Origin of the sequence: Bradyrhizobium sp. UNPA324 (assembly GCF_006658635.1) — a bacterium.
Taxonomy (GTDB): domain Bacteria; phylum Pseudomonadota; class Alphaproteobacteria; order Rhizobiales; family Xanthobacteraceae; genus Bradyrhizobium; species Bradyrhizobium nanningense.
Window position 1 is genome coordinate 6,020,349 of sequence record NZ_LFJD01000004.1, and the last position, 23,869, is coordinate 6,044,217.

Annotated in this window: 26 protein-coding genes; 24 read left to right on the plus strand and 2 right to left on the minus strand. The window is 60.4% G+C overall.

Annotated features, from left to right (window positions below; translation table 11 throughout):
* The 12 genes from cpaB (at position 1) to UNPA324_RS28945 (ending at position 11,617) form a co-directional block, all read left to right on the plus strand.
* Positions 1 to 969, plus strand: a complete 969-nt coding sequence (gene cpaB / locus UNPA324_RS28890) for a Flp pilus assembly protein CpaB (RefSeq protein ID WP_141937306.1) — start codon at positions 1 to 3, stop codon at positions 967 to 969.
* Positions 969 to 2,171: a CpaE/TadZ family protein gene (locus tag UNPA324_RS28895; protein WP_128918736.1), complete on the plus strand. Its 1,203-nt coding sequence runs from the start codon at positions 969 to 971 to the stop codon at positions 2,169 to 2,171. The genes cpaB and UNPA324_RS28895 overlap by 1 nt, the downstream gene beginning before the upstream one ends.
* Positions 2,168 to 3,550 carry a TadA family conjugal transfer-associated ATPase gene (locus tag UNPA324_RS28900; RefSeq protein ID WP_128918735.1) on the plus strand — a complete coding sequence of 461 codons (1,383 nt, stop codon included), beginning with the start codon at positions 2,168 to 2,170 and terminating at the stop codon, positions 3,548 to 3,550. Before UNPA324_RS28895 ends, UNPA324_RS28900 begins: the two co-directional genes overlap by 4 nt.
* An 11-nt stretch (positions 3,551 to 3,561) precedes the next feature.
* Entirely contained in the window at positions 3,562 to 4,479 is a 918-nt protein-coding gene (locus UNPA324_RS28905) for a type II secretion system F family protein (protein ID WP_245471667.1), read from the plus strand.
* Complete coding sequence (locus tag UNPA324_RS28910) at positions 4,476 to 5,384, plus strand: type II secretion system F family protein (RefSeq protein WP_128918733.1); 909 nt, start codon at positions 4,476 to 4,478, stop codon at positions 5,382 to 5,384. Before UNPA324_RS28905 ends, UNPA324_RS28910 begins: the two co-directional genes overlap by 4 nt.
* A gap of 2 nt (positions 5,385 to 5,386) precedes the next feature.
* Entirely contained in the window at positions 5,387 to 6,034 is a 648-nt protein-coding gene (locus UNPA324_RS28915) for a methyltransferase family protein (protein WP_141937309.1), read from the plus strand.
* Between the two features lie 108 nt (positions 6,035 to 6,142).
* Positions 6,143 to 6,559: a hypothetical protein gene (locus tag UNPA324_RS28920; protein WP_245471666.1), complete on the plus strand. Its 417-nt coding sequence runs from the start codon at positions 6,143 to 6,145 to the stop codon at positions 6,557 to 6,559.
* An 8-nt stretch (positions 6,560 to 6,567) separates the two neighbouring features.
* Entirely contained in the window at positions 6,568 to 7,938 is a 1,371-nt protein-coding gene (locus tag UNPA324_RS28925; RefSeq protein WP_141937311.1) for a pilus assembly protein TadG-related protein, read from the plus strand.
* Complete coding sequence (locus UNPA324_RS28930) at positions 7,887 to 8,354, plus strand: TadE/TadG family type IV pilus assembly protein (protein ID WP_246667236.1); 468 nt, start codon at positions 7,887 to 7,889, stop codon at positions 8,352 to 8,354. Before UNPA324_RS28925 ends, UNPA324_RS28930 begins: the two co-directional genes overlap by 52 nt.
* A gap of 574 nt (positions 8,355 to 8,928) precedes the next feature.
* Positions 8,929 to 10,587 carry a type II and III secretion system protein family protein gene (locus tag UNPA324_RS28935; protein ID WP_128918730.1) on the plus strand — a complete coding sequence of 553 codons (1,659 nt, stop codon included), beginning with the start codon at positions 8,929 to 8,931 and terminating at the stop codon, positions 10,585 to 10,587.
* Between the two features lie 20 nt (positions 10,588 to 10,607).
* Complete coding sequence (locus UNPA324_RS28940) at positions 10,608 to 11,006, plus strand: hypothetical protein (protein ID WP_246667237.1); 399 nt, start codon at positions 10,608 to 10,610, stop codon at positions 11,004 to 11,006.
* A gap of 74 nt (positions 11,007 to 11,080) precedes the next feature.
* The gene (locus UNPA324_RS28945) at positions 11,081 to 11,617 is read left to right on the plus strand and encodes a tetratricopeptide repeat protein (protein ID WP_100235163.1); all 537 of its coding nucleotides are present in this window, start codon (positions 11,081 to 11,083) and stop codon (positions 11,615 to 11,617) included.
* Between the two features lie 91 nt (positions 11,618 to 11,708).
* On the opposite strand, the gene UNPA324_RS28950 is transcribed toward UNPA324_RS28945, so the two are convergent.
* Together UNPA324_RS28950 and UNPA324_RS28955 are read right to left on the minus strand one after the other, a co-directional pair.
* Complete coding sequence (locus UNPA324_RS28950; protein ID WP_141937317.1) at positions 11,709 to 12,692, minus strand: hypothetical protein; 984 nt, start codon at positions 12,690 to 12,692, stop codon at positions 11,709 to 11,711.
* Between the two features lie 256 nt (positions 12,693 to 12,948).
* Positions 12,949 to 13,929 carry a LysR family transcriptional regulator gene (locus UNPA324_RS28955; RefSeq protein ID WP_128918726.1) on the minus strand — a complete coding sequence of 327 codons (981 nt, stop codon included), beginning with the start codon at positions 13,927 to 13,929 and terminating at the stop codon, positions 12,949 to 12,951.
* Between the two features lie 103 nt (positions 13,930 to 14,032).
* Here UNPA324_RS28955 and UNPA324_RS28960 point away from each other — a divergent pair, with 103 nt between their 5' ends.
* From UNPA324_RS28960 to UNPA324_RS29015, 12 genes are all read left to right on the plus strand, one after another.
* Complete coding sequence (locus UNPA324_RS28960) at positions 14,033 to 14,977, plus strand: ketopantoate reductase family protein (protein ID WP_128918725.1); 945 nt, start codon at positions 14,033 to 14,035, stop codon at positions 14,975 to 14,977.
* A gap of 4 nt (positions 14,978 to 14,981) precedes the next feature.
* Complete coding sequence (locus tag UNPA324_RS28965) at positions 14,982 to 15,368, plus strand: VOC family protein (protein ID WP_141937319.1); 387 nt, start codon at positions 14,982 to 14,984, stop codon at positions 15,366 to 15,368.
* 13 nt (positions 15,369 to 15,381) lie between these two features.
* The gene (locus UNPA324_RS28970; RefSeq protein WP_141937321.1) at positions 15,382 to 15,852 is read left to right on the plus strand and encodes a MaoC family dehydratase; all 471 of its coding nucleotides are present in this window, start codon (positions 15,382 to 15,384) and stop codon (positions 15,850 to 15,852) included.
* Positions 15,849 to 17,075, plus strand: a complete 1,227-nt coding sequence (locus UNPA324_RS28975) for a CaiB/BaiF CoA transferase family protein (protein WP_128918723.1) — start codon at positions 15,849 to 15,851, stop codon at positions 17,073 to 17,075. The genes UNPA324_RS28970 and UNPA324_RS28975 overlap by 4 nt, the downstream gene beginning before the upstream one ends.
* Before the next feature lie 3 nt (positions 17,076 to 17,078).
* Positions 17,079 to 17,906 carry a shikimate dehydrogenase gene (gene aroE / locus UNPA324_RS28980; RefSeq protein WP_141937322.1) on the plus strand — a complete coding sequence of 276 codons (828 nt, stop codon included), beginning with the start codon at positions 17,079 to 17,081 and terminating at the stop codon, positions 17,904 to 17,906.
* A 15-nt stretch (positions 17,907 to 17,921) separates the two neighbouring features.
* Positions 17,922 to 18,776 carry a shikimate dehydrogenase gene (locus UNPA324_RS28985; RefSeq protein ID WP_141939074.1) on the plus strand — a complete coding sequence of 285 codons (855 nt, stop codon included), beginning with the start codon at positions 17,922 to 17,924 and terminating at the stop codon, positions 18,774 to 18,776.
* Positions 18,777 to 18,828: 52 nt separating this feature from the next.
* Positions 18,829 to 19,497, plus strand: a complete 669-nt coding sequence (locus UNPA324_RS28990; RefSeq protein ID WP_141937323.1) for an amino acid ABC transporter permease — start codon at positions 18,829 to 18,831, stop codon at positions 19,495 to 19,497.
* A 10-nt stretch (positions 19,498 to 19,507) separates the two neighbouring features.
* Positions 19,508 to 20,164 carry an amino acid ABC transporter permease gene (locus tag UNPA324_RS28995; RefSeq protein WP_128918720.1) on the plus strand — a complete coding sequence of 219 codons (657 nt, stop codon included), beginning with the start codon at positions 19,508 to 19,510 and terminating at the stop codon, positions 20,162 to 20,164.
* Positions 20,165 to 20,214: 50 nt separating this feature from the next.
* A complete protein-coding gene (locus UNPA324_RS29000) occupies positions 20,215 to 21,042 on the plus strand; it encodes a transporter substrate-binding domain-containing protein (protein ID WP_128918719.1) in 828 nt (275 codons plus the stop codon).
* Positions 21,043 to 21,102: 60 nt separating this feature from the next.
* On the plus strand, positions 21,103 to 21,849 hold the full coding sequence (locus UNPA324_RS29005; protein WP_141939076.1) for an amino acid ABC transporter ATP-binding protein: 747 nt from the start codon (positions 21,103 to 21,105) through the stop codon (positions 21,847 to 21,849).
* Positions 21,850 to 21,862: 13 nt separating this feature from the next.
* The gene (gene aroQ, locus UNPA324_RS29010) at positions 21,863 to 22,309 is read left to right on the plus strand and encodes a type II 3-dehydroquinate dehydratase (protein ID WP_141937324.1); all 447 of its coding nucleotides are present in this window, start codon (positions 21,863 to 21,865) and stop codon (positions 22,307 to 22,309) included.
* Positions 22,310 to 22,526: 217 nt separating this feature from the next.
* Entirely contained in the window at positions 22,527 to 23,690 is a 1,164-nt protein-coding gene (locus UNPA324_RS29015) for a lactonase family protein (RefSeq protein ID WP_246667238.1), read from the plus strand.
* The last annotated feature ends 179 nt before the right edge of the window (positions 23,691 to 23,869 follow it).

Below are 23,869 nucleotides of genomic sequence, written 5' to 3' on the forward strand. Positions count from 1 at the left end.
ATGTCATCCGCGTTGCGCCTCTCAATCATCCTGGTGCTTTTGCTCGCAACCACCGCGTTCGGGCTGATTGCCTACAACATGAACCTGCCGAAGCAGGTTCCGGTAACGGTTACAGAGCAGGGGCCGGCACCTCCTTCGACTGTCGGGTATTTTGTTGCGGCACGTCCGCTGTCGAAAGGTACATTGGCTCGCGAAGAAGATTTCACGGTGCGCTCGGTGTCGCCTGAACGCCTTCCTGCAGGGGCGATCCTAGAAACACCTGACTCGAAGGCCGGACTTCCCGGCTCTCTGATTCGCAAGTTCGTTGAAGCTGGCAGTCCGATCACCTTGCAGGACGTATTGCGACCTCGAGATCGTGGTTTCCTAGCCAGCGTCTTGGCACCGGATAGCCGTGCAATCAGCATCAAGGTGGATGAGGAGTCCGGCGTATCGGGGCTGATCAGGCCAGGTGATCATGTTGATGTCTTGCTGACCCAGGTGTTCGAGAAGGCAGATCCCGCGCGTCGAGCCCTGAGCGAAACCGTTCTAGGCAACGTTCGAGTCATCGCGATTGACCAGGAGATTATGCAGGGCGGCCGAACCGTAAGCTCGGTGGCGGGCTCGGTTGCCGGCAAGCAAACGCAGACTGTGTCGTTGGAGCTTGCGCCAGACCAGGTCAAGAAGATCACAGTCGCAAGGCAGCTCGGAACGCTCTCCCTGGCGGTACGGGCAGCAGTCGAGCAGTGGGACACGGCGGACACTGGTGCCATGTCCAGCTGCGATGTGTCGCCGGAAATCGCCCGCCAGAATGCAATTGCCGGCCGGACTGCAGCGGTCGTCGTTCATTCTGGTGGTCAGACAAAGCAATACTCGGTCAGGAAACAGGATTCAGCCGACGGCGACACTCTGATCAACTGCGACGGGTCGGAAGTTTCCCGCCGCGGCGGGACGATGGTGGTCCAGGCAGGCAAGTTGCTGGAGAAACGTTGATGAGCGTTAACATAGCGGCCCTCAGTTCGCCTGAAGAAGCGACCTCTGTTGTCGCGCGCAATCGAATCGTCTGCTTCGTAAATGACGAGCTGAGTGCTGCGGCTCTACGCAAGGGCCTCGAAGGCAGCAACTTATCGATCAAGCGTGGCACGATCCGTAATGCCATACGGATGCTCGAAACCGATACCGAGCTGCTCGCGCTGGTGACTGACATCAGCGGCATCGATGATCCATTTGCCGAACTGGAGAAGTTGGCCGGCGTCTGCCCGCCCGATGTCCGGGTGGCCCTGATCGGTGAAAGCAGGGAGATCACCTTCTACCGCGCGCTTATGGAGCTCGGCTTGACCGAGTACCTGCCGAGGCCGATCACGCGGGACATGGTGCTGGACCAGCTGCGCCCAAAGCTGCTTGGTGACCGTGCGCCGGGTCCGACCGACCGAGGCGGGCATGTGATCTCGATCTGTGGCGCGCAGGGCGGTGCCGGCGCAACGAGTATCGCCATCAATCTCGCACTGCAACTGGCTGAGACCACCAAGGCCAAGGTCGCGCTGCTCGACCTTCATCTTCAAGGCGGCGAAACAGCCGTGATGTTGGGTGTTCAGCCCGGACCAGGCCTGCGCATCGCTTTGGAGAACCCAATGCGGGCGGACACGTTGTTCCTCGAGCGCGCCGCAATTGCAGTCAACGAACGAGTTTGCCTGATTTCCGCCGATGAGGACCTGGATGCTCAGCTCGACATCACCGAAGCGGGCGTGAGGCACGTCCTTGGTCTGCTCCGCCAACGATTCAATTACATCGTTGTCGATGTCCCGGTCCCGTTTCCGCCATCCATCCATCCGGTGATCTCTCTTTCTCGGCACGTGTTGGTGCTGCTGGAGGCCGAGGTGACCGGACTTCGCAATGCTCATGCATTGCGGACCGCCGTCACCAACATTGCCGGCAGGGATCGGGTCTTTACCTTGCTAAACCGTGCAAATCGCCCCGGCGGCCTTCCCAGGGCCGCGGTGGTAAAGGCGCTGGGGACTGAGCCAGACATGGTTGTACCCGATCTCGGGAAGGGGATGACCCAGGCGGTCAATCTCGGAATCCCAGCGCTGAAGCACGTATCAGGATTGCGGCGCCACCTCGCGCCGATCGTACGGGAGATCACCGGGCTCGGCGTCGAGCGCAAGGGAAGGCTGAGGAGGCTGCTCGGATTATGAGAAGGTTTGGTAGGCGCGAAGACGAAACGTCGGTTCGCTTGCCTGCAATGATGCCGGGCCTGGCTGCTGCGGTGCCGAGCGTGCCTGCATCAATGTCAAGGCGCGAGGACCCCTTGATTGAGCGGCCAGTGATGCCGGCTTCACTGCGCGAACGCGTCATCGAGCAGATTGAGCCATCGTTGGCCGCAACTGTCTCGCGTGACGTCCTTCGGCGGCAGATCGAGGAAATCATCCATGGCATCGCCAACGAGGAGCGGCTCGAACTATCGGGTCGCGAGCAGCTTCAACTGGCGGATGAGATTGCTGACGACATGACCGGCTACGGGCCGCTGCGCCCGCTTCTGCTCGATCAATCAATCAACGATATCATGATCAACGGACCGAGCAGCGTTTATGTCGAACGGGCCGGCAAGCTGGAGCGGATCGCGGTGCGCTTCCGCGACAATGATCACATTGCATCGGTAGCCCAGAAAATTGCCGCGCAAGTTGGGCGGCGCATCGATGAATCCAGTCCAATGGTGGATTGCCGCTTGCCCGATGGCAGCCGGGTCAACATCATCTTCCCGCCGCTGGCGATCCATAGCCCCTGCATCTCGATCCGAAAATTTCCAAGCCGCCGTTTGGATGTCGCCGCAATGGTCGAAAACGGCTCGATGACCGAAGCCATCGGACAATTACTGGAGATCGCCGCCCGGTGTCGGCTCAATGTTCTGGTCTCCGGCGGCACCGGGTCCGGCAAGACGACGCTGCTCAACGCCATGAGCCAGTTCATCGATCACAGCGAACGCGTTGTCACCATCGAGGATGCGGCAGAGTTGCAGCTTCAGCAGCCGCACGTGATCAGCCTGGAGACCCGGCCTCCCAGCCTCGAAGGCACGGGGCAGGTGACACAACGCGATCTCCTCTGGAATGCGCTGCGCATGCGTCCCGACCGGATCGTCGTGGGTGAGGTGCGCGGCGCTGAAGCGTTTGACATGCTGCAGGCAATGAACACCGGCCATGATGGTTCGATCTCCACGGTCCATGCCAATAGCGCCCGCGATGCCCTGACCCGCATCGAGAACATGGTGCAGATGGGGCAGGTGAATCTTCCGTCGCGAGCCATCCGAGCTCAGATCGTCGCTGCGCTGGATCTCATCGTGCAAGTCGAGCGCATGCGCGATGGACAACGTCGCATTGTCCAGATCAGCGAGGTGATGGGGTTAGAAGCGGATGTGATCACCACCAATGACATCGCAGCCTTCGAGTACCAGGACGAGGATGAACATGGGCGGATCTCGGGCACCTACAGGGCCACCCTTGCAGTCCCGAAATTCAAAAGCCGTCTTGTCTATTTCGGGCTTGATCGTGCCTGGGCCGAGGCCGTGAGGCAAATATGATACCTGAGTCCGTGATCGTCGCTGTTCTGGTGCTTGCGATCTGCGCAGCCGTTTGTTCGTTGTGGCTCGACGGCCGGGAGCGACGCATGCATCGCCGGCTGGCTGTAGCTCTACCGGCCTCCCATCCGGCGAGCCTGCCATCCATTCGCCGGTCGGAGACCGGCTCCAGGTCCCTGCTTCTCCATCGCTTAGCCAATTACAGGGCCGGGATGATTCACGCCTTTCATCCGGCGTATGTGCTGCTTGCCTCAGCGATCGCGGTAGCCGCAGTCTTTTATGCCAATCACCTGCTGGGATTGTCCGTATCCTACGGGGCTGTCGCGGCAGCAATTGCCGCCATCGTCGTCGTGCGAGGTCTGTTTGGATGGCAGCAACGCCGCTTTGCCAGTCAACTTTTCCGGCAGCTGCCCGACGCGATCCAGCTGGTAACGAGTACGGTTCGATCGGGTCTGCCTGTGCACGAGGCATTTCGCACCATCGCGCGCGAGATGCCGCAACCAACGTCTGGGCAGTTTGCCATCGTATGCAGCGAAGTGAATCTGGGAAGACCTCCGGAGGAAGCCGTCGAAGCCGTCTATCGGCGGACGCAAGTGGCAGAATATGCGATGTTTGCGGTGACACTTGCGGTCCAGTTGAAGTCGGGCGGTAGCTTGGCCGAAACCTTGCAGACGCTGGGCGACACAGTGAGTCAGCGTGTTGCGCTGGCTGCTCGCGCCAAGGCGTTGGCAGGAGAAGTGATCTTTTCCTCGCGCGCACTCACAATCTCGCCCCTGATTGCCGGAGCATTGCTGTACGCCGCCAATCCGCAGAATGTCGATCTGCTGTTCTCTGATCCGACTGGAAACAAGCTTCTGGCTTACGCGATAGTCTCGGTGCTTATCGGGCATCTGGTGATAAGTTGGATGGTCAGGCGGGAGACGGAGCTATGACTTTTGGTCTCGGTCTGGTGGCCCTGGCAGTAGCAGCCGGGACTGCGGCCTGCATGTTGACCATCCGCGAACTGCACGTCCGTGCATTGGACACGCGGGTGTCAAACGCCGTGATGGGTATCCCTTACCGGTCAGCCCCCTTCAAAGACCTCACCGGTTGGTTTTCATGGCTGGGCACGCGATATCGGCGCTTCTACGCCGAGGAGAATCTGGAAGAACTACGAACGATCCTCCACTCATCTGGTTTCAATCATCATCGAACCTTGCCGATCTGGATCGGCATCAAGGTCGTCAGCATGTTCGCTTTCCCGGTCATTGCGCTGTTTCTGGCGCAACTTTCGGGAGGGGGGGCTGCCGACGTGCTGGTCTTCACGCTGATGGGTGTGGTGGTCGGAATCTTGGGTCCGCGATTGGTTCTGTCGATGATGAAGCGGCGCTTTGATGCTGCCATTCGGCTAGGCACGCCGGATATGATCGATTTGCTGATCGTATGCAGCGAAGCGGGAATGGGCCTGGAAAGCGGGCTGGGGCGTGTCGCCGAAGAAATGAAGTCGACCAATCCTGCCATGGCCTGGGTGCTGCACCGTCTCCTTGATGATCTCCGGATACTGCCAAGTCGCGTCGACGCATTCGAGAACTTGGCGTCCACTTCGGATGGTCTTCGCCGGTTTGGCACAATGATCAGCCAGAGCCTGCAATACGGAACGCCGTTGGGCCAGGCGCTTCGCAGTATCGCGCTCGACCTGCGGCGGGAGCGCATCACCAAGCTGGAAGAAAGAGCGCACAAGTTGGGCGCCAAGCTGACCATTCCGATGGTTCTGTTCCTGCTCCCAGCCATGTTCGTCATCATGGGAGGAAGTCCCGTTCTGCATCTCGTGCGTTCGTTCGCAAGCTTCGGTAAGTAGCCATGAGCACAATTGCCCTCTCTAAGAGCGGATCTTACGATCGAATGATGCGGCTGCTTGGCAGCTTGTGGTTCGTGTTGCTGGCACTTTGCGTCGCCGTCAGAATTGGGGCGTCGCTGACCGATTCATGGCCCTCGCTGTTGTCGAGTTTTTGCCTTGGCATCTTCTACGTGCTCCTGGCGCTGTTGATCATGACGCGCTCGCCGGCAAAGGCGCATGCAGACGGGCTGCTTCCAAGAATAGCTGCCTTCGTCGGCAGCTATCTGCCATGGACGATCAGCTTTCTCGGCAAAACCGACGATACGCTGCCCAACCTGGCATCGACGGCTTGTGTGCTGGTCGGTACGATCATGATGCTTGTCACGATCCGACATCTGGGTCGTTCGTTCAGCCTGGTGCCACAGGCGCGCTCGGTGGTGCAGACCGGTCCGTATCGATGGATCAAGCACCCGCTCTATGTCGCAGAAGAAATCGTGGTGCTGGGCGTCGTGCTGCAATACCTGACACCGGTTACGGTGATCGTACTGGTCCTGCATATAGGCATTCAGGTCTGCCGAATACTTTACGAAGAAGACCTGCTTCGGCGCAATTTCCCTGAGTATTCGAGTTACGAAGCATCACGTTGGCGGGTGATCCCTTACGTTTGGTGAGCGGCTATGCGTGGCCGGATTGTCGTGGACATGATTCAAATCGCTGCGGCTAGGGCGGCGCGATCGCACATGGTATGCCCCCGTCGACGCACGCGCGCGTATCGGAGAGTGTCCTTCATCGCCGATCAGCGCGGCGCCGTCGCGTTCGAGACAGTCATAGTTTACATTTTCTTGGTGACGAGCCTGCTGATGCCGCTCGCCGACGTTGCCGCCGCGGGCTTCCGGTTTATTTCCGCATGGACGGCCCTGCGCTCCTTCGGGCAGTATATTCAGTACAAGAATCCGCCCGACCCGGCGAATCCGGGGACCTGGGTGGCAGCGCTGCAGACAACGGTCGCAGGGTATACCATCGGCAACATCCAGGTTATGTGCGGAAGCACTGTCTGCAACTCCGGCAATCTTGGTGCGACTCCCAAATACTTTACGTTTTCGACAACTGTCACTTTGGCCCCGATTGTGTTGACGTCGGTGCTGTGCCCCAACAATTGTACGTACACGCTGCCTTACTCTGAACGTTTCCAGTAGGTGTTTTCATGCGTAATCTGCTCCGTTCCAGACGAGGCTCGGCCGCATTCGCGACAGTCGTCGCACTGGTGCCTCTCATCGGCGTGGTCGCACTCGGGGCCGAGGCCGGATCGTGGTACGTCACCAGGCAGCACGCGCAGAATGCGGCAGATGCGGCGGCCTACTCGGGCGCCTTGCGGCTTGCATGCGCGAATGCCGGTGTGCTCTGCGATACATCGGTCGATTATCACGCAAAGGAATTCGCAGCACAGAATGGGTTCTGCAACTCCGGCGACACGGCCTATCCGGGCACCAACTGTGTGACGAGCCTTCCAACAGGAATCTCGCGGGCCGTGCAGATTGATGTCGGCAGCTACAGTGCCGGCGCGTTCACTACGCCGGCTGCAGGAGGCGGCAACGCCGTTCGGGCCAGGGTCAGTCAGCAACAGCCGGCCTACTTGTCGGCAGTGCTGGGTTTGACGACCATCAACATCCCCGCCCAAGCCATCGCTCTGGTCGAATTGCCGAGCAAAGTGTGCGCCTTGGCGCTTGGACCTGATCCAAACGGCGGCGGAGGGGCACTTAAAATTGCGGGTAACGTCAGCAACAACGGAGCGGGTTGCCCGGTGATGTCGGATGCGAGTGTTCAATTTGCCAGCACCGCCACTTTCACGGGTTCGGGATGGGCCGTCTTGGGTGCAACGGGCTGTAGTCCAGCCAGCACCTGCGCCAATCCCGGCGTCACGCACAATTATTTCATGCCGTACGCCAACAATCCGCTTAGCAAACTGGACAGCGAATCGTTCAACAGCTTGACGTCGAGCGGGAAACCAAACGATCTGCCATGCAGCGGTACGTTGACGCCCAATACCCCGCCGAGCAGCACTAACCTGTACCGCAACCTAACGTGCACGACCGGAAACGCAGTAGATCTTACTCCGGGCACGTACTTCTTCTACAATGGGACAATAAAGTTCAATGGCGGAACCATCACCTGCAATGCCTGTACACGCTGGCCACCGGCGGGCACTGGTTTAGGCGTAACGCTCGTATTGCTCGGGGATTCGAGCATTTCCATCTCTGGCGGTGCGGCCGTTAATCTGTCCGCGCCTTACACCAACAGTTTCTCTTCGGATCTGAACGGCGTTCTGATTGATGATCAGGCACCGAGCAAGAGCAGTAATCAGGTGACCATCACCGGTGGTGCGGTTAAACTTGGTGGTGCGATGTATTTCCCGCACGTCGACGTTACGTGGAACGGAGCGACAGAAAGTACTAATACGACGTGTTCACAAGTGATCGCCAAAACACTCACCATGGGTGGTGGCGGCTACCTGAGCACGGATGGATGCAATCCGGTCACCGTCCCTTACACCCAAGTCGTCCGCTTGGTGCAGTGATGAGAAAGCTCGATCAGCGGGGCACCGCATCGTTCGAATTCATCCTCGTCTTCGTGTCCCTTTTCATGTTGATCTTCGCCATCTTCGATCTCGGACGCTATGCGATCACAATGCAGTCCTTGCGGAAGCTTGCGAGCGCCGGGGCTCGGGCGGTCATGATCAGCTGCTACACGCCTGCCTTGCTTCAAAGTCCGCCCCAGTCGCCGTCAAGCTGCACGGGCGATCCCATGTCCACGACCGACAAGCAGAACGCGGCGCCGTTCCTGTATTTCGGCGGTCTCACGCCGACGTTGAGCGTGGCATCCAGCGCCAGCAATTTGACCGTGACCGCTTCTCAAGCAGGCTTCACCATGCTGATGCCGATATGGGGCACGGCACTCAATGCGCCGATCGCGTCGACGCAAATTCCCTTCTAGCGCACTCCCGAGCATCAGCCGATGAACACCCGACCGGCCCCTGGCGATGCCGATCACGATGACGGCGGATGCGAAGCCAAGACACGCCATCACACCAAGTGCCAGCGTGCGGGCACCATTGGCGTAGGCTCGAATATGGCAATATACCTTACATATATTGGACCCACGTCGCACCAGGGTGGCGCGGATCGACATGGCCAACCCTTGGACATCGAACTGCGCCAGAGCAATCTGCACCTGGCCAAGCGCATCTCCAAAGACTGCGAGCCAGCGCCGTTCGATGGTGGGCGACGACGGAACCTCGCGCCCAAGCTGGCTAGTCCTGAACAGAGTTGCAGAGAGAATGATGCTCGCTGGCAACATTGGAAAGTTTTCTTTGCGGCTTGTGGCTGTGCGGTAAGCGTCTCGTCTTGCAAGCAGGCAGCATGAAGGACGATGATCTTGGAAATACGAAGTAACGAATTGTAGTGGGACAGCTTGTAAGCTCTGCGACGTCGTGCGCAGAGGGGAACTGTTGGGGATATCGAGCACGTAGATTTGCGGGAATGCCGCGGATCGCAACGGGGGGACTCGAATGGGTGGCGGTCGCATTTCGGGTAAGAAGGCAAGGGGGGTTCTCGCCTTCAGCGTGATGGGTCTTGGCGCGGCGCTCGCCTCCTTTGCGTCCGCTGACCGCGCGACGGCTGCAGACCGGCGGGGCTCCTCGGGCGGCGTCTTCGTCAGCGAGATGAGCGACGTCCAGCGGGTCAAGGTGGTCGTCAACAAGTCGCGCACCTTCAAGGTCGATACGGCCTTCTCGACCATCGTGGCCGGCTCGCCGGATATCGTCGACGTGAAGTCGCTCAGCGATCACCTGATCTACGTCCAGGGCAAGCAGACGGGCACCACCAACGTCATCCTGTTCGACTCGTCGATGAAGCAGATCGGGATCCTCGACGTCGAGGTCGTGATCGACACGGGCAATTTGCAGCAGAACATCCGGTCCAGCACCGGCGGCCAGGGTATCCGCGTGTCGGCTTCCGAGGGCCAGGTGGTGCTCAGCGGAACTGCGGCCGACGCGGTTACGGCCGAGCGCGCCATGGCGATCGCCACCAGCACGGTTGCGAAAGGCGGCGTCGTCGTCAATGCGATGAGCGTTGCGGCGCCGCAGCAGGTGATGCTGGAGGTGCGCTTTCTCGAGGTCACCCGGGACGCGGGCCGCGACCTCGGTGTGAACCTGTACGCCGCGAACGCCAATGGGACCAATGTCGGGAATACGGGGCGTGGTGGTGCAACTGCCGCAACGGGCCGACGGCCGATCGGTGGTATTAATACGGTCCAAAATCCCATTGGTAATACCGGCGGCACACCTGTTGGTGCTTCGCCTACCGGCAGTCTTCCGATACTCGGAACGGCGGGAACGCTCTTGGGAACCGCGGGCGGCATAGCTCCGGCACCTTTCGGAAGCCTGTTGACCAGCATTGTCAGGACCAGCGGCGGCGGCTCGGTAGACTTATTGATCTCGGCGCTGGAAACCAAAGGATTGGCCCGCAGGTTGGCGGAGCCAAATCTGACCACGCTTTCCGGCGATGCGGCTCGCTTCCTTGCAGGCGGTGAATTTCCGGTGCCGATACCAAACACGACGACGAACGGTTTTCCCACCGTGACGATCGACTACAAGAAGTTCGGTGTCGAGCTGGCCTTCGTCCCCACCGTGCTCTCGCGCGGCGTGATCAACCTTCGGGTGGAGCCGTCGGTCAGCGAGCTCGATTTCGCCAATGCGGTAACGATTCAGGGGACGACCGTTCCAGCATTGACCCGCCGCGATGCGCGAACGACGGTGGAATTGCGGGACGGCCAGAGTTTTGCCATCGCCGGCTTGCTGCAGACCCGCAACCGTCAGGACGTTTCGCAATTGCCCTGGATCGGCTCGGTACCCGTGCTTGGAGCCTTGTTCAGCAGCAAGTCGTACCAGCAGGAGGAAACCGATCTCGTCATCATCGTGACGCCGCGCCTGGTCGCACCGGCCGCGCCCGGTCAGCAATTGGCGTCGCCGCTCGATTCCCGCCTTCCGGCCAACGATGTCGATTTCTTCCTCAACGGCCAGATGGAAGTCCGCAAACGTTACAATGACTACGTCAATTCCGGAGGCGAGGTCAAAGGACCCTATGGGCACATCATCGCTCCTGAGGTTACTGCGACCATTCCGGCACCGGCCGCTGCGAACCAGCCGGTCGTGAAAACGCTCAACTGAGAAGGAAGCGGGAGATGACCATGAGGTATCTGGCTCTGTTCGCACCGCTCCTGCTCGGGGGATGTTACGGGCTCGCCGGTCATGACGAGGTGGACCGCTACTTCCAGCGTTCCGACACCATCACGATGAGTGCCGGCAATGCCAAGGAGGTCAACGCCGCTACCCACACCATCCATCCCTGGCCGCGTAACGTCGGTGATCGCAGGATCGCGTACGACGCTCGGCGCGTGGGGGCAGCCGTGACACGCTATGGCAACACGCAACGGCCGGTAGATCAGCTTCCCGATATCGGAAATGCGACCGAGGCGATGGGCCAGCGGCCTCCCGTTACGCAGAATGTCAACGTCACCGGGTTGGGGGCAGGATCGACTGCCGGAGTCTCGGTGCCGGTCGGCGGGGCAGGCGGAGGCGGCAGGTAATGACTTTTCGTGGGCGGTTTTGTTGTTTGCAAACGGCGCAGTGAATGCTGCGCCGTGCGGGGGACGAAGGGGTTATGCGGCGCATCATCTTCATGCTGACCTGTTGCTGGCTGGGGATAGGCCTTGCGGGGTGTGATCAGACACTGAGGGATGCCGCCGTCGTGGCTCCGGTCGAGCCGCCTGGCGGGGACCCAGTGCAGGAGCCGACCGACGTCAAATATTATCCCTCGGACGAGCCGGTACGGCTGGGCCTGGAGCATTTCAACCGCGGCAATTACGGGATTGCACAACGCTACTTCAAGGACGGCGTGGAGAAATCGCCCAAGGACGTGACCGCTTGGGTCGGGCTGGCTGCGAGTTATGATCGGATACGACGTTTCGACCTGGCTGACCAGGCCTATGCCCAGGCGATCCGGCTGGGCGGCGAAACCGTGCAAGTCCTGAATGACCAGGGATATTCGTACATGCTGCGCGGCAATCTGAGTGCGGCGCGGCGAAAGTTTGAGAAGGCCTATTCGCTCGATCCAGGCAACCCGGTTATCGCCAATAACCTCGAGCTTCTCAATGGCAGCCGGCGTTTCATTGAAAGGCCGCCCAACAATCAGCCGTAGGAAGAATCGATCACGGATCGGTCCCGAGATCGGAGAGCCATAGCTGACGGTTTAGGGCATCGAGAGGCCTGAAGCGTGCCCGTGGTCAAGCCTAGTTCGGCCCTAGCACAGCGTCAGCCCGACGGCTGTCTCGTTTGACGATGATGATCGCGCCGTTGCGGATTGCAAATCTGGCCCCGATCAATTTGGGCACCTTCTCAGTGAGAGGAGAAGGAAGGGGGATGGTTGGGCCAATGATGGGATCACCCACGTTCATGGGCGTACTTGCCGGATCCGCTGACTGAGCTGGCTTGATGTAGTCTCGTATGATCCGAATCTCGTCGGCCGAGAGATTCAGGGCTGCTTCTTGTGCCAGATTGTCTCCGGACTTGTTGTCTCCGGACTTGGCCCACCCGGTGTTCGCTTTCTCGAGCTGCCTGGCCTTCTCGGCCTGATCGATGCGCGCCAATCGTTCCTTCAGCGATAGCACTTCGCGTTGCAAGTAAGCGATCTCCGATTTCGTTGACCTGAACTGCATCACGACGGCAGCGGCTCCGGCGCACATGGCAAGCAGCATGAGGCTCAGGAGCGCGATGACGGCGCCGATCGCATTCCGGCCTCGATGCTGCATTTTCCTGTCCGGAAGCTCGTGTTCCAGGTGCTTGCGCCACAATGTACCGAAACGCCGGAATGTGGCAGCGATGTCCGGGAATACGCTGCCTTTCCCTGAGCGGATCTCCGACGCCGATTCAGCAGCAGATCCGAATCCATGCAGGGAAGAAGGCTCATCGACAGAGGTCGCGCGAAAAACAAGAAAGCCCTGATCATCCCTCCAGCTTTTCGCGTCGATGGTACGAGATGATTCCTGTCTCAACTCCCTCAGCGCGTTCAATGCTGATCGCCCGGTGTCGGTGATCTGCAAACCATCACCATCAGGAGTCACAAGTCCCGCTCTGAGAAGATCGATATCATCGAGAGCTTCTTCGTCCGGCTGTGACTCGCCTTCAATGCGTATGTCCCGCTCTATTTCCTCAAAGCTCGCACGTCCTCGCGGGCGCGTGGCGAGCAGAGCAAGAACTGCATAATTGGGCTTCACGGAGCTATCGCGGGTCCCTAGCGGCAGCTGGATTGGATCTCCATGCTGCCGAAAACGAGCTTACCTCGAGACTGGCGATTAGCAGCTACCCTGCAGCCTGAGTCAAGTCGCTGCCGGCCGTCACATGGACTTAGAATCGCGTTCATGAGCGCGGCCATGCATCAAGGCGAGGGCGTGCAAAGCGGACAACTTGCTCTGCTCGCCGCCGTCGGACATCAAACCGAGCGTTTAACTTCCGTCTTCAATAAACGTTCGACTACGACGGAAAATCGCGTGGCCTTCGTCTCTTTGGCCGACCGGAACGATGTAGACCCCGGACCTCCTGCTGTTGAAAGAGCTCTCCGCAGAGTTGGCGCAACCATTGGCTTGCCGGGTCGTGATGGAAACGGGCGTGCCAATATTGCTTCACCGTAAAGCCGGCGATCGCGAGTGGGCAGTCGAGCACGCGCAGTCCGTAATAGTGAGCCAACGTTTCGCCGATGTGCCTTGGAAGTGTGGCGATCAGGTCCGTCGTCCCGACGATTGCGGGTAAGCCCAAAAAGCCCGGTAGCTCAAGCGCAACGTCAAGGACCATCCGCTGCTCCCGTAGCGCGTCCCCGAGCAACTGATGTCCGGTGCCGGAGCGAATGAGGACGTGGGCCTCACGCCTGAAATCCTTTGCGGTGATGCGGTCGCGGATTCGGGCATGGTTTGCGTTCGCCAAGCAGACCCAATCCTGCGGAAAGAGCACCTGCTGGAAGTGCCCAGCGTCGAGGTCCGAGATGTAGCCGAGCGCCAGATCGGCCTCGCCAGACTGCAGCATTCGCGGGGTATCGCCGCCGATCTGCGCCGCCTCAATGCGGATACCCGGCGCAACCCGACGAACGTAGGCGAGGATGGCCGGAAGCAGCGTGATGTGGCTCGCATCCGTCATGCAGATCACGAAGCGGCGCTTTGCGGTCGCCGGGTCAAACTCGGGGCGAAGCTCCGCCAGACGACGTAGCATCTCCAACGCCTGTCTGGCCGTGCCGATGAGAGCCTCGGCGCGCGGAGTCGGCAGCATTCCCTCCGCTGACCTGATGAAGAGCGGATCGTCCAGTTCCTTTCGCAGGCGCGCCAGCCAGATCGAAATGGTCGGCTGACTTTGACCGAGCTTCTCGGCTGCTTTGGTGACACTGCCCGTGGAGAACAGTGCGTCAAAGAGCCGAAGCAGGCGCGGCTCCAGCAGGTTCGTCTCGGCGAGATCCCGGTGCTTCATTGCGATCTGCAATAATGGATATAAGAATCATAGCATATCCAAATACTGGGCAGACTGCTACCACGCTTCGGACGGCCGAAATGGGCCAGGGAGAAGCGTTCGGATGAGGATCTGCTTTATCGGAGCGGGAGCCCTCGGCTCGACCATCGGTGGCACCTTAGCGCGCGGTGGGGCCGAAGTCTGGCTGATCGATCCGTTCCAGGCTCACGTCGACGCGATCAATGCTGGCGGTCTCCGGATGCTCGAAGGTGACGCCGAGACGGTTGTGAAGGTCTCCGCCAGCGCCTCCGCGGCCCACGTCGGCATCGTGGCGGACCTCATCATCGTCCTCGTCAAATCCTACCACACGCGGGATGCGATCCGGGCGGCAGCGCCGATCATCGGGCCGCAGACGGTTGTGATGTCGCTTCAAAACGGTCTTGGTCACGAGGACATCCTTTCGGAGGAAGTTGGTCGTGACCGGGTCATGGCAGGCAAGACCTACGTTGGCGGCGTGCTGCTCGGCCCCGGTCACGTTCGCTCGGGGGTCATCGGCAAGGAAACTATCATCGGCGAACTTGATGGACGCTTGACGGAGCGCGCGCAGCGAATTTCCGAGACTTTCAATCGTGCCGGCATTCTCACGCTGCTCAGCGACAACATCTTGGGCACGATGTGGGACAAGTTGTTCATCAACGTCGCCGGAGGAGGAATTACCGCCGTTACCGGACTGACTTATGGAGGCCTCTATTCGCTAACTATCCTGGAAGATTGCGCGCTGGCCGCCATCTCAGAGAGCATCGCGGTCGCGCAGGCTGCCGGCGTGAAGATCTCGATTGCCGATCCGCGCCTCGCCTGGACGATGGCGTCTGCTGGACTGCCGCCCGAGTTCAAGACGTCGATGTTGCAGAGCTTGCAGTCCGGCAATCTGACCGAGGTCGATTACATTCACGGCTCCGTCGTGCGTTGGGGCGCCAAGCTCAACGTGCCGACCCCCGTCAACTCTACCCTCGTCGCGTTGGTCAAAGGGCTCGAATACGCCCGCAGCGATTATCCAGGAAAGGCCTGAGACGATGTCGTTGCCTCGTGCCTATGTCGAACACGTCGCGATCCGCGTGCCGGACGTTGATCGTCACGTCGACTTCTTTCGTGAGGTGCTCGGTCTTGCCATTCGCGACGAGCAACCCGCCGATGGTGCGCGCCCACGTCAGGTATGGGTGCTCGGAAGCGTGCAGCTCATCGAAGATCGGACTTTTGTCGGACCCGAGGGGCGTCTCGCCCATCTCGGCATCATGGTCGACGATTATGAAGGTGTGCTCGCCCGTGCCACTTCCTGGGGCGCCAAGGCGTTGCCTGCCGGGCCGAACTGGCTCGAGCTGCCGAGCGGGCTCAACGTCGAAATCTTGCAAGCCAGTGCAGGTGCCGTGGAAGCGGCCCTGGCGATCAATCCCCGTTCCTAGAGGAAGACGCGACATGACCGATGAGCGCTACTGGGACGATGCCAAGATCGGTGACGAGTGCGTCACCCCGTCAGTGAGGGTCACCGAAGCGATGGTGAATACCTATGCCGAACTGACAGGTGATTTTACGCCTGTGCACGTCGACGAGGAATACGCCAAGACCACACCATTCGGCACGCGCGTCGCGCACGGGCTGTTTGGTCTGTCGCTGGCTGACGGATTGAAGACTCGAGCCGACTACCGCTTCCTTCCGGGAATGTCGCTGGGCTGGACGTGGGATTTCAAGCTGCCGATCAAGCTCGGCGATACCGTGCATGTGAAGTTTCGCGTTGGTTCAATGCGCTCCACGAAGCGGGAAGGGTGGGGCATCGTGGTGCTGCCCTCGGAGCTCATCAATCAGCGCGGCGAAGTGGTGCAGGCTGGTGAGCATCGACTGATGATTCCGATGCGCCCGAAGGCCAACGCCGCAGGAAAGCAGGCATGACCGCGCAAGATCTACCGCTTAAAGGCATTCGGGTCATCGACTACAGCCATTTCCTGGCAGGCCCGTTCATGGGCCGCTGCCTCGCCGCGATGGGCGCGGACGTCATCAAGGTGGAGCGTCCGAAGGCGGGCGATGCGGGCCGGGCCCACGGCTATTTCAAGGACGGACAATCCGGCTACTTCCTGCAGCAGAACATGGGAAAGCAGGGATTGTGCATCGACCTTCGCGACACGCGTGGTCTCGACATGATGATGAAGCTGGTCGACACGGCCGATGTCTTCATCGAGAACTATCGCCCCGGCGCACTCGAACGCCTCGGGCTCGGTTACAAGGCGCTATCGGCGCGGAATCCAAGGCTGGTTTACTGCTCGGTCTCCGCCTATGGCCACACCGGCCCCTATGCAGACCGTCCGGGCTTCGGCCTGATCGCAGAGGCGATGTCTGGCGCCCTGGCGCAACTGGGCTCCCCCGGTGAAGCGCCGCCGCTGCTGCGGATGCCTCTGGCCGACATGTATACCGGCATTCACGGTGTGGCCGCCATCAATGCGGCGCTGGTCGGCCGCGCGTCGTCCGGGCGCGGCCAGCATATCGATCTGGCGCTGTACGACTGCATGGTCTCGATGCACGACTATGCCGTTCAGCGCTACTTCCTCTCCGGGGGTAGCGACCTGCCGAAGCAGACCGGCAGCGGACAACCGGACTCGACTGTCTACGGCGTTTTTCCGGCCAGGGACGGCAATCTCGTCATCGCTGCCCAAGTCGATGATGCATGGCGGCGATTGGCGAGCCTGATCGGGGGAGACACGTTGGCATCCGACGAACGCTTCGCCAAGCCTGCTGCGCGCAACGCCCATTATGCCGAAGCCATGGAGATTGTGCGCAACTGGACGCTGTCGCAGCCGTCTCGGGATGCCTGTCTTGCGGCACTTGAAGAAGCTGGTGTGCCGTCGGCTCCCGTGCAGACCATCGAAGAGGTCGTGAAGGATCCGCAGATCCACGCGCGCGGCATGCTGGTCGAGCAGGAGCATCCGGTGCTCGGCAAGGTAACCCTGCCGGACCTGCCGTTCCGGTTCTCCGATTGCGACACCACGGTACGCGCTCCGGCTCCACTGCTCGGTCAGGATAATCGCCGCGTTGCCGTCTCACTGGGACTGTCGGCCGAAACCATCGACGCGATGGTGCGCGATGGCGTGCTCTACAACGAACCCGCCGTGAGGGAGTGAGCGATGACTGACCGCTATGCCGTCATAGGCAATCCGATCGGGTTCACGAAATCCCCCTTCATCCACGGGACGTTCGCCAAAGTGACCGGACAGGACCTCTCCTATGAAGCGATCGAGGGCCCGATTGGCGGCTTTGCTGCACGGGTCGATCAATTCCGCGCTGAGGGCGCCAAGGGGTTGAACATCACCGCCCCGTTCAAACTTGATGCTTTCGCCTACGCAAACGAGCTTTCGGAGAGCGCCAGACGCGCTGGCGCCGCAAACTGCCTGAAGTTCGAGGGCGATCGGATCATTGCCGAGAATTTCGACGGGATCGGTCTCCTGCGTGACATTACTCTCAATCTCGGCGTCAAAGTGGCCGGCCGGCGCGTCCTGATGCTCGGCGCCGGAGGAGCAGCGCGTGGCGCGCTGCTTCCGTTCCTGCGCCAGGACCCATCCGAACTGGTTCTCGTCAATCGAACGCTGTCGAAAGCGGTGGCCTTGGCCGAAGAGTTTGCCGGCCGTGGTCCCCTGATTGTCAGTGGTTATGCTGAACTGGCCGATCTTGCCGAGGGTTATGACGTCGTGATCAACGCGACCTCGGCCAGCCTGCGAGGTGAAATGCCGCCGCTTCCAGGCAATGTCTTCCGCGGTGCGGAACTGGCGTACGAACTTGCCTACGGCAAAGGATTGACTCCCTTTCTGCAAGCGGCTCGCGCGGAGGGCGTAGCCAAGCTCGCCGACGGCGTCGGCATGCTGGTCGAGCAAGCGGCGGAAGCGTTTTCCTGGTGGCGTGGCGTTCGACCGAGCACGGCCCAGGTCATCGCCGAACTGACCGTTCCATTGAGCTGACGGGCCATGCCGAACATGCATCCGAACTCCAGCTTTCTCGTCGGTCTGATTGGCAGCGGCATCGCGGCGTCCCGCACGCCGCCCATGCACGAAGCGGCCGCTGACGCCGCTGGAATCCGGTATCTCTACAAGAAGATCGACCTGACCGAGTTGAAACTCGGCGTCGAAGCCTTGCCCGAATTGCTCACGGCGGCAAAGCGGATGGGCTTTGACGGCTTGAACGTGACCCATCCCTGCAAGCAGGCGATTCTCCCGCTTTTGGACGCGCTCTCGTTGGATGCAGAGGCGCTTGGTGCGGTGAACACCGTAGTCATCAGGAATGGCCGAACGAAGGGCCATAACACGGATTGGTTCGGCTTCGCCGAGAATTTTCGCCGCAACATGCAAGGTGCCCCGCTCGGCCGCGTCGTGCAGTTCGGCGCGGGCGGCGCAGGCGCGGCGGTGGCTTTCGCGCTGATGAAGCTCGGCGTGCAGGAACTGACCATCATCGATGTTGACTCGGCGAAGGCGGAAAGCGTGGCCGACAGTTTGTCCTCTCGATTCGAAAAAGGACGCCTAAAGGTCGGCCAGGATGTCGCAGCGGTGGTGGCTGCCGCGGACGGAATTGTCAACGCGACGCCGATCGGCATGGACAAGTATCCAGGGACGCCGCTGCCGACGGCCCTGCTGCGTGCCGATCTGTGGGTCGCCGAGATCGTCTACTTCCCGCTGGAAACCGCCCTGCTGCGCGCGGCGCGCGCCCTCGGCTGTCGCACCGTCGATGGTAGTGGCATGGCGATCTTCCAGGGCACGGAGGCATTCCGCTTGTTCACGGGCATCTCACCTGATCCCGACGTCTTCTTCGCGACTTTCGCGTCCCAGGGAGGATGACACCCCGGCCGATGGGCGAGCGGCACGCACAACGCCCGAGAGGAAACGAAAGATGGGCTACACGCTCGATTTCTCGGTGGTTTGGCATGCGATGCCCGCACTGCTGTGGGGTTGCGTGGGCACGTTGGGCCTGGCGCTCGCCGGCATGACGCTCGCGATGATTATCGGTGTCGCCGGCGTCGCGACGCGCGATGCGAAAGCGGCTTGGTTGCGCGCTCTCGTGATCGGCTTCGTCGAGATCGTGCGTAACACGCCTTTCCTGGTGCAGATCTTTTTTCTGTTCTTCGCCCTGCCGCTCGTCGGATTGAAGCTCAATCCGACAGCCACTGCCATTATCGCACTCGGTGTCAATGGCGGCGCCTATGCCATCGAGATCATCCGCGGCGGCGTCCAGTCTATTCACAAAGGACAGGTGGAGGCCGGCTACGCGCTCGGACTGCACAAAGGACAGGTATTCCGGTTCATTGTGCTCAAGCCCGCACTTCGCGCGATCTACCCCTCGCTTACGGCTCAATTCATCATGCTGACGCTCACCTCGTCGATCTGTTCGGCTGTGTCCGCCTACGAACTGACATCGGTCGCGCAGCGCATCGAAAGCGACACCTTCCGCAGCTTCGAGGTCTATTTCTCCGTCACCTTCCTCTATCTCGCGATCTCCTGGCTGCTGATGCTTGGCTTCGCGGTCATCTCTCACCGCTTCTTCGCATATCCGACACGCTGAGGGCGAGATCATGGTACCGCATTTTGGCCTTCCGGAGTTCGGTTTCCTGCTGCGTGGCCTGCAATGGACCGTGCTGCTTACGCTGGTCGCATTCGCAGGTGGCTGCACGGCGGGGCTCGCTATCGCATTGCTGCGCACCTGTGGCCACAAGGGAGTGGAATGGATCACCCGCATCTACATCGGGATATTCCAGGGCACTCCGCTGCTGCTGCAGCTTTTCGTCGTGTATTACGGGTTGGCGCTAACGGGGTTGAAGCTCGACGCCTTCGTCGCGGTGGCGATCGGTTTCACCGTGAATGCATCCGCCTTTCTTGGTGAGATTTGGCGCGGCGCGATACAGGCCGTGCCGCGCGGCCAGACCGAAGCGGCGATGGCGCTTGGACTGCACTATTCGTCCCGCATGCGCGATATCGTGCTGCCACAGGCGATCCGCATCTCGCTTCCGGCGACCATCGGCTATCTCGTGCAGCTTATCAAGGGCACCTCGCTCGCCGCCATCGTCGGGTTCATCGAACTCGCCCGCGCCGGTCAAATCGTTTCGAACCAGACCTTCCAGCCGTTGCTCGTTTTCGGCGTGGTCGGCGCAATGTACTTCGTCCTCTGCTGGCCACTCTCATGGTGGGGCAGTCGGATGGAGGCCAGGCTCGCCCTGGCCAGTCAAAGGTAGGAACGGCGCACCTGCTCAAAATATACAGCCATCACCAGGAGGAGATATTCATGTTGTTTTCACCCAATCGTCGCCAACTCGGGGTCGCGCTATTGGCATTGGCAGCTATCGCCATCGCAGGCGAATCGCAGGCGGGCACTCTGGAAGACGTGAAGAAGAAGGGCGTCGTCGTCATCGGCATTCAGGGCGATAATCCGCCTTGGGGCTATGTCGATAGCTCAGGAAGGCAAGATGGCATCGATGCCGACATGGGTCGCGCCTTCGCTGAATATCTCGGCGTCAAGGCCGAGTTCGTCCCGCTGGCGGTGGCCAATCGTATTCCGGCGCTGACCACAGGCCGCGTCGACATTCTGTTCGCAACCATGGCCATGCTGCCCGAGCGCGCAAAGGCGGTGCAGTATTCCAAGCCGTATGTTGCCAATGAGATCACGCTTGTCGCTGCCCAGGCGACCCCGATCAACAGCAATGCCGACATGGGCAAGTACGTTATCGGCGTTCCGAGGTCCTCCACGCAGGATACGCAGGTCACCAACAGTGCTCCAGCAGGCACCGAAATCCGCAGATTTGATGATGATGCGGCCACGATCCAGGCGCTGCTCTCCGGTCAGGTGCAGGCCGTCGGCGCAAACAGCTTCTACCCGCAGCGTCTGAACGCCGCAAAGCCGGAACTTGGGTTCGAGCCCAAGCTTCACTTCACCGCGCTGTACAACGGGGCCTGCACCCGCCTAGGAGAGAAGGAGTGGAACGAGACGGCCAACAAGTTCATCGACCAGATCAAGTCTAACGGCAAATTGGCCGGCTTCTACGCCAAATGGATGAAGGCGCCCGTGCCGACCTTCCCCGACTCGGTGCCCGGCGTTCCGTTCACAGTTCAATAATGAGGGCGAGCGGCCGACGCAATGCGCGTCGGCCGTCGTCCGATAGTGGAGGCCGAATCCATGCAGGATCATATCCTGATCGAGATGATGGGTGTGCAGAAGTGGTACGGCGGGTACCAAGCTCTCCGCAACGTCGATCTCACCGTGCGCAGGGGCGAAAAGATCGTGCTCTGCGGCCCGTCTGGCTCAGGCAAGTCGACGCTGATCCGCTGTATCAACCGGCTGGAGGCGATCCAGCAGGGCAGTATCGTGGTGAACGGTCATCGGCTGGACGACAGCATCAAGGCAATCGATGTCGTACGCCAGGACGTCGGCATGGTCTTTCAGAGCTTCAACCTTTTTCCGCATATGACGGTCTTGCAGAACTGTACACTCGCGCCGATTCGCGCGCGCCGCATCAGCAAGACCGAGGCGGAAGCGACCGCGCGAAAATACCTCGAGCGCGTCCGCATCGGTGACCAGGCTGAGAAGTATCCGGCTCAGCTTTCCGGCGGTCAGCAACAGCGTGTCGCGATTGCGCGTGCGCTCTGCATGCAGCCCAAGGTGATGCTATTTGATGAACCGACGTCAGCTCTCGATCCCGAAATGGTCAAGGAGGTGCTTGATACGATGATAGGCCTCGCCAACGACGGCATGACCATGATTTGCGTCACCCACGAGATGGGCTTTGCCCGCCAGGTTGCCGATCGTGTGATCTTCATGGCTGAAGGCCAGATCATCGAAGAAGGCGCGCCCGACGCCTTCTTCCGCAATCCACAGCACGTCCGCACCAGGCAGTTCCTTGGCGAAATCCTCGCCCATCACTGAACGGAGTACTTCCATGAGTCGTCTTGTTTATGTCCTCAATGGGCCCAATCTAAATTTGCTTGGCAAGCGTCAGCCTCACATCTACGGTCACGAGACACTTGCGGACGTCGAGCGGGAATGTCGGGCGCTGGCCAAGGAGCTTGGCCTGGAGATCCGCTTTCATCAAACCAACAGGGAATACGAGCTGATCGACTGGATCCACGAGGCGCGCGAGACGGCTGCCGGTATCGTAATGAATCCCGCGGCTTTCACCCATACGTCGGTCGCCATCCTGGATGCTTTGAACACGTTCGAGGGGACGGTGATCGAGGTGCATATTTCCAACGTGCACAAGCGCGAGGAATTCCGCCACCACTCGTTTGTTTCGAAACGAGCCGATGGAGTTATCGCAGGCTTCGGCACTCAGGGTTATCTGCTCGGCTTGCGTCGTGTGGCCAGGCTGCTTGACGAGAAGGGATAACATCGCATGAGTGCACCCGTCCGCCTGTCGGCGATGGAAGCGGGCCTCATCGGCAAATGACACATCGAACACATTCTCGTCCGGCCGGAGGCCGTGCCTTTTATTCGCGGCATCAGGCCACGAGCAGCCGAGGCATCACTAGCGAAGATATGCTTAACGGCGTAAGCTGCCGAGACCTGCCCTTCAGAGGCGGGGGTATTGTCGGGAGGACGCCAGTATGTTGCGCGCCATAGGATTGTCGTTTGCAGCCGCCATGCTGCTCGGTACGAGCTTTAGCACTGGGCACGCGAAGCCCCTCATGATCGTCGGCCTCGATGAAAAACTGCTGTGGGACGAAAGCGGCAAGCCCATTCTGTCCGCACCTGGCAAGGACCAGATTCTGATCGTCGATCTCGCTTCTCCTGAAACTCCCAAGATCATCGCTGCTCTGCCGCTCAAGAACTCGGTGGTCGGACCGCCCGTGAATGTGGCGATCGATCCCAGCGGGACAGTGGCGCTGGTCGCCGACTCCGTCGATGTCGTCAAGGACGGCGAAGCGCTGAAACAGGTACCCGACAACAAGATCTACGTCGTCGACCTGCAGGCCAGTCCGCCGAAGCTGGCAGCTACGCTTACTGGCGGGAAGCAGCCTTCCGGGCTCAGCTTCAGTCCAGATGGCAAGATGGCACTGGTCGCCAATCGCGGCGATAATTCAATCAGCGTCCTCTCCGTGAACGGCACAGACGTCAAGATCACGGACACCGTTGCAATGCCGGACAGTCCGTCGCACGTGACGTTCACCCCGGATGGCAAGCGAGCCTTGGTCGCCCGATTTCCTGCTCACAAAATCTCCATGATGGACATCGCGGGCGACAAAGTGACGTACAACAAGATCGACCTGCCGGCCGGCCAGTGGCCCTACAATGTCGCGGCAGTACCCGGGGGGAAACTCGCCCTGACGTCCGACAATGGCAACGCAGGTGCCTCCGATGGAAGTGTGGATACCACGAGCGTCATCGATTTGGAGGTCAATCCGCCGCGCATCATCGATCGCGTTGTGGTGGGCGACGGCCCAGAGGGACTTGCAATCAGCCCCAAGGGCGACGTCGCGGTTGCTGTGATTCTGCGCGGTTCCAATATGAAGAACGCGTATTTCTACGAAAAGAATGGCAGCATTTCGGTGCTCAAGATCGACGGCAAGAAAGTGAGCAAGACCGGAGACATCGAGGTCGGCGGCTTGCCCGAGGCGGCAGTCTTCACGCCCGACGGCAAGTATCTTCTTGTCGGCAACTACCTCACGCAGGACTTCTCTATCCTGAAGGTCGATGCCAGCAATGTCACGGATACCGGCAAGCGCTTCCAGGTGCCCGGACATCCCGCCTCGGCGAGAATGGGACCGTAAAGGTCTTGGTCCATTCGAGTCCGTCAGAGGCCGCTTCACTGCGGGCATTTGTTGTGTCGTTGACAACAGTAGTCAGCCGGGCGGTAGCTTTGAGTTGGCCAGTGCGATCGACGCGCGAGCGCATCATGTGCATCGATGCGTCGGTAACCGCTTCGGGTCAATCGCGCTGCAGAACCTAG

Excerpts from the sequence above, each read along its gene's own strand:
- UNPA324_RS28925 (WP_141937311.1), top strand. The coding sequence starts at position 6,568 with ATGCGTAATCTGCTCCGTTCCAGACGAGGCTCGGCCGCATTCGCGACA.
- UNPA324_RS28900 (WP_128918735.1), top strand. The coding sequence starts at position 2,168 with ATGAGAAGGTTTGGTAGGCGCGAAGACGAAACGTCGGTTCGCTTGCCT.
- UNPA324_RS28930 (WP_246667236.1), top strand. The coding sequence starts at position 7,887 with ATGCAATCCGGTCACCGTCCCTTACACCCAAGTCGTCCGCTTGGTGCA.
- UNPA324_RS28910 (WP_128918733.1), top strand. The coding sequence starts at position 4,476 with ATGACTTTTGGTCTCGGTCTGGTGGCCCTGGCAGTAGCAGCCGGGACT.
- UNPA324_RS28915 (WP_141937309.1), top strand. The coding sequence starts at position 5,387 with ATGAGCACAATTGCCCTCTCTAAGAGCGGATCTTACGATCGAATGATG.
- UNPA324_RS28990 (WP_141937323.1), top strand. The coding sequence starts at position 18,829 with ATGGGCTACACGCTCGATTTCTCGGTGGTTTGGCATGCGATGCCCGCA.
- aroQ (WP_141937324.1), top strand. The coding sequence starts at position 21,863 with ATGAGTCGTCTTGTTTATGTCCTCAATGGGCCCAATCTAAATTTGCTT.
- UNPA324_RS28965 (WP_141937319.1), top strand. The coding sequence starts at position 14,982 with ATGTCGTTGCCTCGTGCCTATGTCGAACACGTCGCGATCCGCGTGCCG.
- UNPA324_RS28975 (WP_128918723.1), top strand. The coding sequence starts at position 15,849 with ATGACCGCGCAAGATCTACCGCTTAAAGGCATTCGGGTCATCGACTAC.
- cpaB (WP_141937306.1), top strand. The coding sequence starts at position 1 with ATGTCATCCGCGTTGCGCCTCTCAATCATCCTGGTGCTTTTGCTCGCA.
- UNPA324_RS29005 (WP_141939076.1), top strand. The coding sequence starts at position 21,103 with ATGCAGGATCATATCCTGATCGAGATGATGGGTGTGCAGAAGTGGTAC.
- UNPA324_RS28955 (WP_128918726.1), bottom strand. The coding sequence starts at position 13,929 with ATGAAGCACCGGGATCTCGCCGAGACGAACCTGCTGGAGCCGCGCCTG.
- UNPA324_RS29000 (WP_128918719.1), top strand. The coding sequence starts at position 20,215 with ATGTTGTTTTCACCCAATCGTCGCCAACTCGGGGTCGCGCTATTGGCA.
- UNPA324_RS28995 (WP_128918720.1), top strand. The coding sequence starts at position 19,508 with ATGGTACCGCATTTTGGCCTTCCGGAGTTCGGTTTCCTGCTGCGTGGC.
- aroE (WP_141937322.1), top strand. The coding sequence starts at position 17,079 with ATGACTGACCGCTATGCCGTCATAGGCAATCCGATCGGGTTCACGAAA.
- UNPA324_RS28935 (WP_128918730.1), top strand. The coding sequence starts at position 8,929 with ATGGGTGGCGGTCGCATTTCGGGTAAGAAGGCAAGGGGGGTTCTCGCC.
- UNPA324_RS28895 (WP_128918736.1), top strand. The coding sequence starts at position 969 with ATGAGCGTTAACATAGCGGCCCTCAGTTCGCCTGAAGAAGCGACCTCT.
- UNPA324_RS28940 (WP_246667237.1), top strand. The coding sequence starts at position 10,608 with ATGAGGTATCTGGCTCTGTTCGCACCGCTCCTGCTCGGGGGATGTTAC.
- UNPA324_RS28945 (WP_100235163.1), top strand. The coding sequence starts at position 11,081 with ATGCGGCGCATCATCTTCATGCTGACCTGTTGCTGGCTGGGGATAGGC.
- UNPA324_RS29015 (WP_246667238.1), top strand. The coding sequence starts at position 22,527 with ATGTTGCGCGCCATAGGATTGTCGTTTGCAGCCGCCATGCTGCTCGGT.
- UNPA324_RS28985 (WP_141939074.1), top strand. The coding sequence starts at position 17,922 with ATGCATCCGAACTCCAGCTTTCTCGTCGGTCTGATTGGCAGCGGCATC.
- UNPA324_RS28970 (WP_141937321.1), top strand. The coding sequence starts at position 15,382 with ATGACCGATGAGCGCTACTGGGACGATGCCAAGATCGGTGACGAGTGC.
- UNPA324_RS28960 (WP_128918725.1), top strand. The coding sequence starts at position 14,033 with ATGAGGATCTGCTTTATCGGAGCGGGAGCCCTCGGCTCGACCATCGGT.